Source organism: Methanobrevibacter filiformis (assembly GCF_001639265.1).
In the GTDB taxonomy this organism is placed as follows: domain Archaea; phylum Methanobacteriota; class Methanobacteria; order Methanobacteriales; family Methanobacteriaceae; genus Methanacia; species Methanacia filiformis.
The window spans coordinates 1-16,649 of record NZ_LWMT01000046.1 but is presented as its reverse complement, the minus strand read 5'-3'; the positions used below and the strand labels follow the sequence as shown (position 1 = coordinate 16,649).

Sequence of the window (16,649 nt, the reverse complement as noted above, 5' to 3'; positions counted from 1 at the left end):
TCTATCTAAGTTAATTTTATGGATATTGAAATTATGCAATAATTATATTAACTTAATCTAAAAAGTAAGAAAAAATAGGTATTTTACTAATTAATAATCATTTTATTTAATTAGTATTAAAAAATAAGAAAAAAATAATAATTTACTAATAAACTTATCTATTTAATGGTTTATTAATCCAAGTGAATATTATGAGATTTTGCAAAATCAAAGACTTATGAAATCAACACTTTAAAATTATCGGGCTTTTCCTACTTTTCTAGCTATTACCAGTTCTCCCACAGCTATTAAACCTACAAAAAATCTTTCAAGACCTCCAGTAGCCCAAATAGCTTCTCCAAAGGTAGAATCCTTAATTCTTCGTTCATATTCTCCAGGTTTGATTCTTTGACCAGTAGTTCTTGTGCTTATGATAGCTGAGGCTTCCATCAATTCATCCCAACTGACTCCTTTCAGTTGTTTTTCCATAGCTTCGTATAGTTTAGATACTTTAACCTCATATAAAGAAGATAGTGTATTTACTATGTCAAATGACCTTATAACGCCAATAACTACTTCATTGTCATCAAGTACAGGAATACTAATTAATTTAGAGTCTGAAGTTTCTAAAACTGCAAGTCTTGAAGGATCATTTTCATGCATATATTTAATATCTTCTTTTGGACTCATTACTTCGTGAATAAACTTCTTATTTTCCCTTAAACCTTTAGTGATGTCAAAAGAAGTTATCCAACCAATAAGTTTCTTATCACTGTCAATTACTGGTGTAGTAAACTTTCTGGAAGCTTCCATTTTTATGGAAACCTCTTCAATTGTATCATCTGCAGACACATAGACAAAATCTTTATCCATCATTTCTTTTGCTTTCATTTAATCCCTCCTTAATTATTTATCTAAAAATTCTAATTTTAATGCATTAACTGGACATTTTGTTGAACATACATTACATCTTATACATATATCCTCATCTAAAACAGGCAAATCATCCTTTAATTTAATAGCATCTACTGGACAAGAATCTTCACATAGATAACAACCTACACATGCCTCTTCATTGATTTGAAGATTTTTAGTTACTATAACAGAACCCAATGTTCTTTTAAGAGAAATAGCACTTTGAGGACATAAATTAGCACATGACCCACACCCTATACATATTTCTTTCTTAACATGCGAATATTTTTTATATAACTCAGGATAATCAGTTTCATCTAAATTATTATCTAATGTTTCATTTAAATCATTATTAATACTTTCAAAAACTTCACCAGTGTCTTCAGATTCATCATTTTTTATTGTTATTGCTTTAGTTGGACAAAATTTCTTACAGGTACCACAAGCAACACATTTATGAGTGTCAACATTAATTTTCTCCATTTTAAGAGTTCTGTGAGGTACTTTCGATTCAACTAAATTATATGATACTAAATTAGTTTCTGAAGATATTATAGAATTTGTTTCCATGACATAAATACATGATACTGGGCAAGTTTGAGCACAAATTTCACATTTAACACAGTTATCTTTGACTCTTGAGCGTCTAATAGAAGTTGATGAACTAATAGCACCTACTGGACACTCAATTACACATAAATCACATCTAACACATCGTGGAGAAATAGCTAATGTCTTACCTTTTGAGGTGTAATCTCCAATATCTACATTAAAATCATCAATATCATCGTCTAAATCTGCAGATTTAAGAATAACTTCTTTTCGCAAAGTTTCTATCTGTTTTTTAAATGTTAACTCCATTCTAAAAACTCCAAGAGTCGAATTAATTATTAATATATTTCATGAAATAGTCAATTAAAAATATTTTATTTAATTATATATTTTTTTCTAGATATTTCTTATGAATTAATCAAAATTAAAGATATTAATTAATTATGCAATCAATTTATTTAATTATTAAAGATATTAATTAATTATGCAATCAATTTATTTAATTATTAAAGATATTAATTTTATTTGTTATTAACTAATCACAGATATTATAATTATCTAAATACAATAATTTAAAGTTTTATATTTTAATCTGATAAAAAATTGAACATTTAAGTATTATGTTAATTATCTAATTCTCTTTCAAATTTATTTAACTCATTTAAATTAGGAATTCCAAGTAATCCTATATTTTCAACAGATTTAGAAGCTATCCAATTAGCAATTGTACAAGATTTCTTTAAAGAATAATTTTTGAGATAAGAATACAAGAATCCTGTGTTAAATAAGTCTCCTGCAGCAGTAGTATCTACAACATCGACTTTAAAAGATGAAACTTCAACTTCCTCCTCAAAAGTGAGACCATAAACACCATATGCTCCTCTTTTCACAATAACATATTCAATTCCATATTCTAAAGCTTTTTTTGCTATTTTTTTATAATTTTCATTATCTTTATTATCGTTATCAATATTAAATAACATTCCAAGTTCTATTTCATTAATAAGAAGAATATTAGTTCTTTTTAATATTTTTTCAAGTGCCTGCAGTCCTTTTTTAACATATACTCTTCCAGGATCAAAACTTAAAATAATAGAAGCTGGTAACAAATCAATTAAATCATTTTGAGCATTAAAAGAATTTCCTACAAATGAAGAATAATGAATTATCTTAGAATCTTTCACATTATTAATATCTATTTCATCAATAGATATTTCATCATTAACTCCAGGATCCACATAAAGAGCCCTATTTCCATTTTCATCTAAAAAATCATATACTTTACCCGAAGAACCATTACTTTCGTAAAGTAGATTGTTTAAATACACTCCAGATGAAATTAGGTTCATTTCTAAAGTTTCACCTTCATCATCTTCAGCTATTTTACCAATATAAGAAGTATTGATATTTAAATGTGAAAGCCCAATTATTGTGTTAGCTGCTGAGCCCCCACAACTTGAATCTTTATTTATAATCTGACTTTCACTATCAGAAACTGCAATTTCGTCAACATGGAAATAATTATCCATATTTAAAGCTCCAAAACCTATTACATCAATATCATATTTTTCCTTTAAAAATCTCATGATAATCCTCAAATAATATATTATAGTTATCTATTCATTTTATACTAAAAAGTAATAGCTATTAAGATTTATAAAATATCCAGTAAATTAATCTTTAAATCCCCAAGTTGACCATTGAAGTTCCCTGCAGAAATTTTAACAATGCCTTCAATGTCAATTATTGAATCAATAGCTATTTTAACAGCTTTTTCGACAGTTTCTTGATTGATTCCATTAATAACTATTTCAGGAATATAATTAACATCTTCTGGAACTTTTGACACTTCAACTATTTTTTTCTTAAGGGATGGGCAGTAATAGTGGTTAGTTGTAGGTCCAATCCAAGGATAATTTGTTTCAACTTTTGAAGCAGCAGAACATATTCCAAAAGGAGCAATCGCCCCTTCAACTTCACCAATTGCTTCGATAGCTATTTTTCCTGCTTCAACTACTGCATCTTTTTCACTGCACATATACCAGAAATTAGCACCCATAACACCTTCACTATAAGCAATTTTAGATTCTATTTTAAAATCAGGAACTGCAATAGGAACATTAATCATTTTCCTACCATAAATTTCCTCATGCCATTCATAACCATCTCCACAATGCCCTACTTGTTTCATAGTTCCAATGAAACCTTTAGGGTTCGGTGTCATATTAAATACACTTGTAAATGGTTTAACAAGAATGTCTTGACGAATCCTGTAAGACAATTCAACCTCAAATTTATCAATATTGTCTAAACCAAACCAATATTGAGCAATAGCTCCAATTCTACCATCAGGAGTTTTATTTTTATCAACAAAGCATTCTACTCCTCCTTCAACTCTACCAATAACTGCACCAGGAGTTGCTGTAGAATCATAAGCTGCTTGTTTTAAAATATCTTCATGATCTGCAGTAATAAGCAATCTGACAAAAAATCCTTTAAAACTTTCAAAAAATGTATCTTCAACGATTTCATATTTTTTATTCATTTAAAATACCTTAGACTAATTTATTAATTGAATTATATATGATATTCATGATAATTAAACTTTTCCATGTTTTTCTGTTTAAGATTTACGGATATTTACATGTAATATTTTATAACTATGATAATCAAAGGTTAAATTCATTTATAAAAATGAATCTCTACTTATTATGAATTACAGATTTTCTTTAAAAAGATTGTTGTATACAAAAGTTATACAATACTTCAAAGCAATACTCAACCTTCCAATATCCATAAAATAGAAATTTACAGATAGATCCTACCTCAAATCTCTTAAAATTCATGTATATGACTTAAAAAATAATTATTAAAGAGTCTGATATGTTAAGTTAGAAAAAATCTTTAATTTCTCATTTCTAAAGTTTAAATATCTATAAATTCAGGAGGAACATGATTCACCAGCCAAACTTTGTTCTTTGATAAGAAAAATTCATATCCTTTTTCATACATCTTTTTTCCATCAATAATTAACACAACTGGTTGTCCACGTCTTTTCCCAACATTAATTGCTGTTTTTTCATTTTCTGATAAGTGTACATGTTGATGAGACATTGATTTTAATCCCTTTTCAAGAATAGAATCTAAAAATCTTTTTGTTGTTCCATGAAATAGAATATCTGGAGGAACTCTACTTTCTAATTGTAAATCAATACTAATACTATGACCTTGATTAGCTCGGATTTTTCTTTTTGTTGAATTAAATGTGAATCTCTGTTTATCATTAGTGTTTATAATATTTTCTATTATCTCAAATGTTAGGTAAAGATTACTATACTTTTTCGCATTATTAATAAGTTGATCAACCTCAATCCAACCATTTTCATCCATATCTAGATAAATTGTTTCAGGAGCATGTCTAAGCACAAGACTTAGAAATTTACTAATCCTTTTTTTATTTATTATATCTCCTCCAATAGTTAATATCTTTTTAAATTATATTTCCTATTAATAAATTCCCAATTAATCTGGTTATAGTATTTATAAACTCCTTTTAATTCATCCCTAACTTCCATTAAAGCAAAGCCTATAAGGTTTTGACCTTTCCATAAATTAGGATTTTTAGCTTCAACTTCATCACTTTCAAATCCAATTCCCCAAATTTTGTCATAAGAACTTGCTTCAACAAGTAGCTTATCTCCAGTTGAAATTAAATAATTCCTCAATTCATTATTTTGAGAGAATTTATGATAATTACCATTTAAAACAATAGAATATTTTACTTTATCCCATAATTCACTATTAAAATTTTGAACTTCCCTACCTAAAGATTTCATTTCATTTGGAGAATCACAAATCATTATTTTTTCGAGATTATCCTCATCTTTAAATATTCTCGCTTTTTCAGCCATCATATATTGTTCAGCACAATTATATTCATATACATCAAAAGTGAAATAACTTTTTTGCCATTGGCTTAAAAAAGATTCATCAATATTAGTATTACTACTATTACTATTAGTATTAGTATTACTACTATTACTATTATTATTGTTAGTATTATTATTAGTAGTATTATTATTAGTAGTATTATTAGTATTATTCTGAGGTTTCCAGAAGAAAATGAAATCAAGATTGTGGTTATTACTATTATTAGTGTTATTACCACTATTGTTAGCATTAGTGAATTTTTCGATCATATCTGCCAAATTATATTTCATATCTCCTTTTTTATTCCATAACTGGACTGTTTCAATCCAATAATCATCTAAATCTTCAAAATCATGACTTTTATTGTTATAATTAAAATTATAATAATTTATCCATATTTTAGGAGCAGGAAATAATTTAGCATATTCAATTTTTTCTAATTTCGATAATTCTTTAAACCAATTATTAAAATCAATGAGATACTGTTCACCATAGCCCATACGCCAACCAATACTAAATTGAGGTATTTCAGGATACATTATCCATAATGGAGCCATGGGATTTTTAAATGTGAATTCATTCATTTATTCACCTCATGAATTCATTTGTTGAACTAAAAGAAGATAAATAAAATAGTTTCTTTTTTGAAAAACTTTAAATTAACTTAATTCCCCAATAGATATTCCTCTAATATTTTTTCGCATAGATAAGCTTTTTTCAAGGAGTTCATCAAAATTATCTTCAGTTATTAATTCAATAATCGGGAGTTCTTTTCCTTTAAATGCATCTTTAAAAATATCAACTATCCAAAATTTTGTTCTGAAACTTTCGAATGTTCTTTTAGGATCCGCAGAATATGCTTTTACAAATTCCAATATATATTCCCTGCTAAATCTTGAATGAAGGTCTGCAAATACTGAAGTTATAGATGTGTGGTTTGATATAATAGCTATTTCCGCATTTTTAAGTGCGTATTCATTTCCATTAAATGAAATAGCTATCCCTTTATTTTCTTTTACAAACTGTAATGGTTCTACATCAGTGATACTATCTCCAATGTACATTATCCTATTAGGAGCTAAATTTAAATCTTCATAATTTAATATTTTATCGATAGCTATTTTTTTACCTAGACCACCTACTGTTTTAACACTTTCAGTAAGTTTGTATATATTTAATTTTGGAATCTCTTCAAAGAATATTTTTTCTAATTTCTCAAAATCAGATTCTAAAATTTTACTTGTAAGTGAAAGTAAAATTTCTTTTTCTTCTTCTAAAAGTTCAACCCCATCTATATTTAACTCTGTGAAAAATGTGTTTTCAAATGGAAAATCAATTTCATTACATAGTGCTTCAATATATTGACCATAACTTGTACTTACTATGAATGAATAAGTGTTATCATTAGCTATTTCCATAGTTCTTTTTGCACCATTTACTAATGAAATATTTTTTCTAGAAAATTCTGTTATTTTCTCATTTGTTAGACCGTAGGCTTTTAAAAATGGAGCTATTAATTTTAATGTATCACCAGCATTATAATTTTCTTTTTTTACTTCATCTATAATATAATCATCAAAACTACTTACTTTTTTAAAGAATTCCTCCCCATTTTCAATAAATTTTGCACATAATTCAAATGCATTATCATTTAATGAAATTGGTCCTTCACAATCTGTGATAAATGCCCTATTACTCATTAGCTTAACCTCCAGCAAAATTTAACAATATTAAATATAATGTTATGACAATTTAGCATTATCTTTTTAAATATTTTGTTATCTTTTTAATTAAATTTTAATTTTCTTTATTCAGCCATATGATGTGAAATTAATAATATATAAACATTTAAAATTAAATGGTCACGGCAATAGTCCTTGAAAAATAAAATAATAGTATATTGATAAACTCAAATAAAAATATAAAAATTATTTTTTAATATTCAGATTTATTTAAAAATAACATGATAATATGCATAATTAAAATATGTGTAATTAAAATATGTATATACTTTAAGTTTGGATACATAAGTAAAAGAACAATAACTAAGTTAATAAACTAAATATAATCATTTAATGCATATTTTAATTGCATTTACTGGACATAACGATTCACATTCTCTACAGTAAATACATTTGTCTTCATCACAACTCACTACGTCCTTTTCCATAGATAATGCATCAACTGAACACTTATTAATACAAATACCACAAGATTGGCATGCATCATTAGATATTAAGAAAGTTCCATTTCTTAAACCTTTGATTGTTCTTCTTTTAAAGTAAATGCTATTTTCTTTTGTAGTGAAGAATTCTTCTTTTAAGTCTATTGCATCAACTGGACAGATTGGTATGCATTTTCCACAGTAAACACAGTCCTCACCAATAATAGCTGGTGCAGGTACCTCAATGTGTATACATTTAGTTGGACAAACATTCATACATTCCCCACAACCTATACATTTATCAGTACTAAGATTTATTTTGCGTATTGGTGGGAAATATTCTATTATATCTTTAAATTCTACAATAGAAATTTCTAATTCTTTTGTAAGGTCATTATGGAAAGAATAATTTATTTTATTCATTATTAAATCTGTGATTTCAACTTCAAATTCGTCTTCATTGTGGTCAGTAGATAAACTCCTTGATATTTTATTTAATAAAGAATCTATTTTTGCAACATTTCGTGCGATATTTATTGTATCTGTGTTTAATATTTCCCTTACGATTTCTAAGGATTTAATTTGACTAAACTGAGAATAAGCTTTTTTTCTTGAAGAATATTTAATAGCTGTTGTTGGACATGCATTCATACATTCTTCACATCTTGCACAGTAAGATGGATTAATATATGGCAATTTACTAACATTTCCAACATTAATAGCTCCTTTTGATGGACAAATCCTTGTACAGGTCATGCACCCTATACACTTCTTCTGATTTACAACAATTGCTTTTCCACCAGAAACTGTTCTTGGTAATATTTCCCCATATTTAATTGCATCTGTTGGACAGAATCTTGCACAGTAACCACATCTAACACATTTATCTTCATCAATTTCACTATGAACTTCCTCATGCCCTGATGATGCAAGGTGAACTGCCCCAGATTTACATGCTTGTACACATGCACCACAAGATCTACAAAGTTTAACATTGATATTTGGAACATTCTCCAATATTGGTTTTGCAAGAACTGTATCCATAGATATTGCATCATAAGGACAAGCTTCCCTACATATAACACATCCAATGCACCTTTCATTTATCTTTGTATAATTTTCATCTGAGTCTATATATACTGCACTAACTGGGCAAGATGGAATACATGGCTTATCCATACAATGCTTACATTTTTCATTATTAATCTCATAGTCCACTTTAACATCACGAAGAGACCTAAAGCATTTTTTATCAGAAACTTCAACCATATAATCACCATTAGATAAAAACATTACTGGATAATTGAGAAGACCTAACTGTAATTAGAATAACTTTATTATTAATTTCATCTAATGAACCCAGACTATCTGAATTACCTGTTGAATCATTAACTGAACTTTTAATTGATTCATCATCCTCATTCACTGGACGAATTATTTTATCCTTATCCTCATTATTATCAGTTAAAGAAAATTTAACTACAAAATATCTTACAACAGAAAAAGGACATGTTTGATAGCATATACTACATCTTAAGCATTTGTCTTTATTATGAGTTGCTTTATTTTCATCTTCTAGAAAAGTAATAGCTCCAGTTGGGCATTCTTTTACACATAATTGACATGCTTTACAATTATCTTCATCCCATGTGATTAATCTAATCATTAATCTATTTATTGCATTAGTAACTACTTCATTAGCTATTTCAATATCAGGAACAATAGCTATTATATCATTCCAAATTTTAGATAATGGGAATTGGAGCTTGAGTATTGTGTTATCATCAAGTACATCTAATTCTTCTCGTTTACTTTCTATATATTCGCTTAACCCATTAACTGCTATTTTTATAATTTGTTTTTGATCTTCGATAGTTTCTACAAAAATGCCTTTCATAGCTCCTTTTACTGGGCAAACATCTAAACAGTCTCCACAAGATATACACTTTCCTTGATCAACTACAACTTTATTATTTATTTCAGAAATCGCATCTACTCGACATGACCTTATACATTTTTTACATTTAATACATAAAAAGTTATCTACCACATATTTTCTCTTTGAAGGAATAATATTAAATTCTTCTCTAATTAAATGATTTTCACCACAAAGAATTGTTTTAGGGTCTGTTGGACATACTTCAGCACAGAAACCACATCTAATACATCCTCTATTATCAATCACAGGGTAAGTTAGTCCAACTGTGTCTTCAGTATCTTCCTCCCTAATTAATTTTATAGCATGAGGGGAAGGGCAAGATAATGTACATGCTCCACATCCAATACAATACTCTTTTTGAACTCTAGGGAAATCTCTAAATCTATCAGGTTTTTCTACAATATCATGTTGGGATTTTGCATTAGCAAATCCTTCAACCCAAGATTTCCTTGCAAATTCATATAGATACCAAATTACAGAAGACATAATTCACCAATTGAAATTATTTTTTTATTATTAATAAAGCATTCATTATGTAAATCTATATAATTTTTATTGTATGCTTAATAGTTTATGTATAATCCTAACTTATTATTTAGTGTCATGACAATTTAATATTATGGTTTTAAATATTTCGTTATCTATCTAATTAAGCTTTAATTTTCTTTATTTTAGCTATATTGTATGAAATTAATAATATATAAACATTTAAAACTAAATAGTCATGACATTAGTGCACGGATTTCAGAAAAATAAAAAATTTGAAAGTTAGATAAAAAATTATCGTTTTGCGAAATCAGTGCCCCAAATATTATTTTATATCAAAAATATCAGCTATTTTAGATTTTCCATTATCTACATCTAAGATAACTACTCTTTCAGCACAAGCAATACATGGATCAGAGGAAGCATAAGTTGCAACTACATCAGAAACCGTTGCAACATCCTTTAACATGTATTTTGCACATGAATCAATATTCATTATACTTGGAGTTCTAATAGAAATATTTTTTATTAGATTACCATTAGTCTCAGCCATGTATCTAACTTCACCTCTAGGAGCTTCATTCCTCCATTCAGCAAATCCTGAGCCAATAGTTACAGGAATTCTAATGTCTCCTTTGGGTAAGTTTTCAATAGCTTGTCTTATTAAATCAATAGATTGTGGAATTTCATTAAATCGATTCATAATTCTTGCAAAATTATCTCCTTCTTTTCTCCAGATCGGTTTAAATTCAAGATTATCTTTATAAGTATGATGCAATTCTCTTAAGTCATGTTTAAGTCCTGAAGCCCTTCCAATTGGTCCAACTGCTCTTCCTTTAATAGCTTCTTCTTTAGTCATTCTTCCAACATCTTTTGTTCTAAGACCAACAAGTGGACCATTTTCAAAGATTTCTGCATATCTCTGATGGTCTTTTTCTATCAACTCTAATTTTTCAAGGATTTTATTAAGATGTGCTGGTTTTGCATCCATTCTTACTCCACCAACAACATTCCAACCCATATTAACTCTGTTACCAGTTAAAAATTCAATTGCATCCATTGCATGTTCCCTTAATGATAACATATACATAAATAATGTTTCATGTTCAATAGCTTTAAAAAATGTTGAATTAGCCAAATAATGACTTTGTATACGATCTAATTCATTAGTAATAACTCTTAAAAACTGTGCTCTAAGTGGTGCTCTAACATCAGATATTTTTTCAATTACTTCTGCAAATGTTTGAGTGTGTTCATATGAACAAATTCCACATATTCGCTCAGCAAGATATATAGATTTTTGCCAAGTTTTGCCTTCCATTATTTTCTCAATTCCCCTATGGACATAACCATAGTCAATTTCAGTATCAAGAACACGTTCGCCCCGAGTTTTAATTTTTAATCTTAAAGGCTCTTTAAATGAAGGATGAATTGGACCAAGAGGTAGTATCATTCTTTTTCTCTCCCACGACTTGCAACAGCATCTGGACCTACTGCAAGGATTGCTTCTAAAATTTCATTTGGTCTTGGAGGACAACCTGGTATTTCTGCAGCTACAGGAATAAAATCAGCAACAGGTGCATTAATTTTTCCACCTTCTTGGTTAAAGACATCCCCAGATAATGGACAATTTCCTATACAAACTACAACTTTTGGTTCAGGAACTTTAGTATAAATCCGTTTAAGGTTTTCTTTCCAATGATCAGTAACAGCACCAGTAACCAAAATAACATCAGCTTCACGAGGATTGTTATGTACATAAATACCATATTGCTCAAGGTCGTACCGTGGAGAAAGTAAAGCCACTATTTCAACATCACAACCATTGCATCCTCCACAATTTATAAGACAAACATGAATTGAGCTTTTTCTAACAATATCCTTAAGGGCATTTAACATTTTGTTACCTCTATCCTCTCTTGAATTGTAAAATTATAAACTAAATTAAAGTAAATTATAAAATAATAATCTAACCACAATAGTTTAACTATTTAATCTGTTTTTAATATTATTTATTAATCCGTTTTTAAAATAGACACAAGTTTATTTCTACCTTCTTTTAAAACTTCATCATATTTTTGTCCATTTTGAATCTTTTTAAGTAAATCTAATTTAAGTGAATTTGATGATTTTGAAGATATTATCTTAAGTACATCTTCAAACCAGTACAACCTCAAATCTAAATGCAATTGCTTAAGTAAACGATCAGTTTCTGCAGATTCATGAGTAGAGTGAAGAGATTCTAAATCAGACATATCTAATTTATCCATTAAAATCTTTTCAAATTCCTCAGAGAGTATATTTAATTCATTAGATAATGGAACTATAATATCATCATGCCATTTAAAACTTCTAATAATTCTAAGTTTCATAACTTCTAATAACTCCTGATCTTCCACATTATCACCAATTTAATAATTAATTATAGAGTATGAGCTTATCATATAAGTTTATTGAATATTATGAGTTTATATGTAACATTACAATATTAAATAACTTAAAGTCCAAATAACTATTGAGATTAAAATAGCTATTGCAGTTTCATATCTCCCATATCCTGGTCGCATTCCCAATACAATAGCTATTAAAAATAAAGCTATAGCAATAAGTATAAATGAAGGAATAAATGTAAGTAAACCAAAATTCAATAATAATATCCATCCAACAATAGATATTATTAAAGGAATAATCTCAATTTTATTATAAATAAAAGCTTCACCATGCTTTTTATAACTAAGAAGCAAACCTATAATAGCACCTATAATAAAAGCCAACAGATATATGAGATATACTAAATCATTCATTTGATCAACATCTTTTAAATAATTTATTCTTAACTATTTATAATATTTAATTCAATATATTATGAAAGTTATTATTAATACTTAATGGATTATTAATTAATTAAATTAATTAGGTTTGTAAAGATATATAAATGAAACTATAATAGCTATTAAAGTTATGATAAATGCTATATTTTCTAAATTTTCACTTATATAAGTAATTTTTGGGTAAACCTGAAATATAATCATTAAAAATGAAATAATTGCAAATATAACAACAGGCCAGACTACTATCACACTAAAAAATGTAACTACTAAAGATAGAACTATTATTCCAATAGCTACAAATGAAGTCAATAGTAAAAAATCTTTTTCTTTATTCATTATATGCTTCCTTTTAATAGATTCAAATAATTTATGTTCAAGTTATATTATTCTTTTTATCAATTTAGTTACTTCAAAATTTAAAGGTATAAAACAAATTTAAATTTATTTTATAGGGGATGTCCCATAATTCTATAAGTCGTTGAAAATCTATTTAATTAATTTTTAAGCGTTTTAACTAAATATATAGTAAAACAAAGTTATTTTAATCATTTTTAAATATAATATGTTTTCATGATATTTAGAATTTTTGCCACTTTCTATGTAGAATTTATAAAAATATATTGATAAACTGGATTAGAATAGCTAAAATTCAATTTATATAACTAATTAAATATCCATATAATTAATTTATCAGCAATATAAGGCTCTCAAAATACTTATTTAAGAAAATAAGTCTTAACTAATTATCTATTGAATTATGGAACATCCCCTATATAATTAAATCCAATTACAAATTATATAATTAGATTTTATATTATAAATTATATAATTAAATCCAATTACAAATTATATAATTAGATTTTATATTATAAATTATATAATTAAATTTATATTTGATTTAAAGAGTAATATCAATTATTATCTATTGATATTAACTATTAGTTATCTAGTGTAAAAATCATCTACTCTTACTGTATCATCTAAGAAAGGTGTTGATATTTCTTGTAGAGTTGTGTTTTCAGTTGCTACAATGGAATGGCGAACTCCTGGTTCTATTCTTATTGTATCGTTTACTCCAAAATATTCCTTTTTATCCTCAAACTCGATGTAACCTGCACCTTTGTTTATGTACATTGTTTCATCTTTATTATTGTGATAGTGGAAAGAAGTTTGGTAGCCTTCTCTTATATATAGCTCTTTAGTTAAATATTTCTCTGTATAAACCAATATTTTCTCATATCCCCATGGTTTATCAGTTCTGTCTTTATATTCCTTTTTAATCATCTCTAACTCTTTTGATGTATCAATAGCCATCCAGAATAACCCATTTTCTTTATAATAGCTAAGTTTATTTTCACTTGCAAGCATAGGAAAAACTGTTTTCTCAATATCTCCTTTTTCAAAATCACCAAAAGGAATAGCTCCTTTAGAGAAATATACTCCACCATTAATGTAGTAATCTAGTAATGGTTTCTCTTTAAAAGAAGTTAACTTATCTCCAGTAATTTCAACAATACCATAGGGAGACTGCATTTTAGTTATGAAAATCAAGAAAGGATAAGTAGAATTTTCACCTTCACGGATCATTTTCTTAATATTCAAATCAGCTACAACATCACCATTACGAATAACACATTGACGATCTCCAATAGCTTCCATTCCAAGTCTTATAGCATTTAATGTTCCTAAAGGTTCATCTTCAATAACATAATAAAGTTTAACCCCTTTATATTCTTTCCCATAACGCTCTTCAATTTTTTCATGTAAAAAACCAGCTAAAAGATAAACCTCTTCCACACCAGCATTTTTGAAATCAAACAATTGCTTATCAAGAATAGTATAATCATCCTTAATCTCAACTAAAGGCTTAGGAATTTTTTCAGTTATTGGTCTTAATCTCTTCCCAAAGCCACCACAAAGTATCATGCCAACAGTTTCACTCATTTTGAAATCCTCCATCTCTTAAAACTAATTTAAAAGTTAAATTAAAACTATTTAAAATTAAATTTTAAAATGAACTATAAATAATATTTTAATATTATAAATATTAAGAGTTATATAATTATTAATTTATATTATGTTAATAATCATATATATTTTTTACTGAACAATTTCAATATAAACAAATGACATGTTTAAAATAAATTAAATATTTAAATATATTTTATAGAAGTATTATAGAATTGTTATAGAATTATTCCTCATTTTCCCATTGAATAGCTGTTCTAATCATTGTTCCAAAATCAGAGTCTATAATTTCGTCTACTCCTAAAGTCTTTGAATGAGCATCTAATTCTGTAACTACATAGTCATAACCAATATCTTTTAAAGGTTCAACAAGTCTTGGACCATCTGTAATAGCTATTGATTGAACATTAAGTTCTTCAATTTTAAAAGCATGTGGAACACCAGCAACAACTACCAAATCATAATCATTATTTTTAAGTATTTTTAAAGCACTATCCCCAGTTATTGGATATTCATCTAATCCACCAGTTATATAATCGATAGCTATTCCATTATTTTTAAGTTCAGTCGTTATATTCTGGGCATGGTTCCTTATTCTGGGCAATCCTATGTTTTCATCTAAATTAGCTATTATAATTGGTTTATTATGCTTTTCATTAGAATTAATAGCTGAAAAATCTATATTTAAGAAATCACTAAATAAATAAGAGGTTTCTTTTTTTGCATTTAAAACAAAAGCTATTTTTTCATTATTTTTAATCGCATTAATGATTATTCTAGCTATTTTTTCTTTATTATCTCCAAAATTAGGTTTTATATATTCTTTCCTTGCCATTCCCCTTGTTTTTTCTATTTCAGTAGCAAGTTTAAGCATTTTTGTTTGGCGATCTGCCTCATCTTTAGTGATTAGTCCCTGTTTTTTAGCTGCTTCCAAAACAATGATTGCACCTTCAGTATTGTCTCCTTCACCAAAACCACCGTGAGATTCAACTGGTAAAACTATTGCTTGAATATTTACATTAGATATTGCCTCTTTTAGGTTTTCACCTATTATCATACTGGCACAAGTTCCAACAACACCAACTAATTTTGGTTTAAACATTTCTTCAGCTTTTTTTAGTACTTCTTCAAGTTTCCCACTAGCTCCAAATACAAAATCATTTTCTACCATAGCTGTTGTTAAAACTCGAACTCCATCACTTTCAAGAAGCCTTCCAGTCCTAAAGCAGCACCCATGAGGTCCATGAAGTATTATAACATCAGCATTTAAATCACGAAGAGTATATAATGAAGCAGCTATTGGACTTGGTCTAGGATGCACTATTCCACCTCTAAAATTAATTATATTTCTATAGAAATATTATTTTTTTATATAAATAATATGGATACTAATTAGAATATTATAATTACCAATTAAATCATTATGATTAGCAATAAAATATTAGATTATTTATTATATTCGTACCAGAATTTATAAAGTTTTAGATAAAAATACACTTGTAATGTACCTCTTAAACATGTATAACTAAAAATAAATATAGAAATATCTATATGAAACATGAAAAGTATTTAAAAATCAATGATAGATATATATCAATTATTAATCCAATTATTTTATAAATATGATTATATAGTTTATTTCCTGTAATGAGAGATACATTCCATTAAATGTTATGGAAAAATAAAATAGAATATTAATTTTATAACTATTACTGAAAAACTATGAAAATTTACCAGTACATATTATACAAGTTTGGAGTTTGTGTCAAAATTTTACCTCTTGTCATTTTATTTTTCAATGTTTTAGTATTCATGTTAATAAATACTATTTACATGTTTAATTATTGTCTAAAAACCTCCTGTGAAAAAAAATTTTTAAATCTAA

At 27.1% G+C, this 16,649-nt stretch carries 16 protein-coding genes; all 16 read right to left on the bottom strand.

Annotated elements, in window-relative coordinates:
- Nucleotides 1-237 precede the first annotated feature (237 nt).
- The 16 genes from MBFIL_RS01830 to cfbD all read right to left on the bottom strand — a co-directional run bounded on the left by MBFIL_RS01830 (nucleotide 238) and on the right by cfbD (nucleotide 16,085).
- A complete protein-coding gene (locus tag MBFIL_RS01830) occupies nucleotides 238-870 on the bottom strand; it encodes a CBS domain-containing protein (protein WP_066970933.1) in 633 nt (210 codons plus the stop codon).
- Between the two features lie 15 nt (nucleotides 871-885).
- Nucleotides 886-1,755, bottom strand: a complete 870-nt coding sequence (locus MBFIL_RS01825) for a 4Fe-4S binding protein (protein WP_066970931.1) — start codon at nucleotides 1,753-1,755, stop codon at nucleotides 886-888.
- 314 nt (nucleotides 1,756-2,069) lie between these two features.
- Nucleotides 2,070-3,032: a carbohydrate kinase family protein gene (locus MBFIL_RS01820; RefSeq protein WP_066970929.1), complete on the bottom strand. Its 963-nt coding sequence runs from the start codon at nucleotides 3,030-3,032 to the stop codon at nucleotides 2,070-2,072.
- 68 nt (nucleotides 3,033-3,100) lie between these two features.
- Entirely contained in the window at nucleotides 3,101-3,991 is an 891-nt protein-coding gene (locus MBFIL_RS01815; RefSeq protein WP_066970927.1) for a formylmethanofuran--tetrahydromethanopterin N-formyltransferase, read from the bottom strand.
- 380 nt (nucleotides 3,992-4,371) lie between these two features.
- Nucleotides 4,372-4,893: an RNA 2'-phosphotransferase gene (locus tag MBFIL_RS01810; protein ID WP_281192433.1), complete on the bottom strand. Its 522-nt coding sequence runs from the start codon at nucleotides 4,891-4,893 to the stop codon at nucleotides 4,372-4,374.
- A 32-nt stretch (nucleotides 4,894-4,925) separates the two neighbouring features.
- A complete protein-coding gene (locus tag MBFIL_RS01805; protein ID WP_066970924.1) occupies nucleotides 4,926-5,960 on the bottom strand; it encodes an NADAR family protein in 1,035 nt (344 codons plus the stop codon).
- Nucleotides 5,961-6,035: 75 nt separating this feature from the next.
- The gene (locus tag MBFIL_RS01800) at nucleotides 6,036-7,076 is read right to left on the bottom strand and encodes an HAD hydrolase family protein (RefSeq protein ID WP_066970922.1); all 1,041 of its coding nucleotides are present in this window, start codon (nucleotides 7,074-7,076) and stop codon (nucleotides 6,036-6,038) included.
- A 368-nt stretch (nucleotides 7,077-7,444) separates the two neighbouring features.
- A complete protein-coding gene (locus MBFIL_RS01795) occupies nucleotides 7,445-8,809 on the bottom strand; it encodes a 4Fe-4S binding protein (protein WP_066970920.1) in 1,365 nt (454 codons plus the stop codon).
- Nucleotides 8,810-8,819: 10 nt separating this feature from the next.
- Nucleotides 8,820-9,965 carry a 4Fe-4S binding protein gene (locus MBFIL_RS01790; RefSeq protein ID WP_066970918.1) on the bottom strand — a complete coding sequence of 382 codons (1,146 nt, stop codon included), beginning with the start codon at nucleotides 9,963-9,965 and terminating at the stop codon, nucleotides 8,820-8,822.
- 325 nt (nucleotides 9,966-10,290) lie between these two features.
- On the bottom strand, nucleotides 10,291-11,418 hold the full coding sequence (locus tag MBFIL_RS01785; RefSeq protein WP_066970916.1) for a hydrogenase large subunit: 1,128 nt from the start codon (nucleotides 11,416-11,418) through the stop codon (nucleotides 10,291-10,293).
- Nucleotides 11,415-11,864, bottom strand: a complete 450-nt coding sequence (locus MBFIL_RS01780) for an NADH-quinone oxidoreductase subunit B family protein (protein ID WP_066970914.1) — start codon at nucleotides 11,862-11,864, stop codon at nucleotides 11,415-11,417. Before MBFIL_RS01780 ends, MBFIL_RS01785 begins: the two co-directional genes overlap by 4 nt.
- 116 nt (nucleotides 11,865-11,980) lie before the next feature.
- Entirely contained in the window at nucleotides 11,981-12,364 is a 384-nt protein-coding gene (locus tag MBFIL_RS01775; protein WP_066970912.1) for a DUF1959 family protein, read from the bottom strand.
- A gap of 81 nt (nucleotides 12,365-12,445) precedes the next feature.
- Complete coding sequence (locus tag MBFIL_RS01770) at nucleotides 12,446-12,769, bottom strand: energy-converting hydrogenase subunit EhaL family protein (protein WP_066970910.1); 324 nt, start codon at nucleotides 12,767-12,769, stop codon at nucleotides 12,446-12,448.
- A 105-nt stretch (nucleotides 12,770-12,874) separates the two neighbouring features.
- Nucleotides 12,875-13,132 carry a hypothetical protein gene (locus tag MBFIL_RS01765; RefSeq protein WP_066970908.1) on the bottom strand — a complete coding sequence of 86 codons (258 nt, stop codon included), beginning with the start codon at nucleotides 13,130-13,132 and terminating at the stop codon, nucleotides 12,875-12,877.
- A 606-nt stretch (nucleotides 13,133-13,738) separates the two neighbouring features.
- Nucleotides 13,739-14,740: a sugar phosphate nucleotidyltransferase gene (locus MBFIL_RS01760; RefSeq protein ID WP_066970906.1), complete on the bottom strand. Its 1,002-nt coding sequence runs from the start codon at nucleotides 14,738-14,740 to the stop codon at nucleotides 13,739-13,741.
- Nucleotides 14,741-14,990: 250 nt separating this feature from the next.
- Nucleotides 14,991-16,085 (bottom strand): Ni-sirohydrochlorin a,c-diamide reductive cyclase catalytic subunit, encoded by a 1,095-nt coding sequence (gene cfbD, locus MBFIL_RS01755; protein ID WP_066970904.1) that lies wholly within the window; start codon nucleotides 16,083-16,085, stop codon nucleotides 14,991-14,993.
- Nucleotides 16,086-16,649 lie beyond the last annotated feature (564 nt).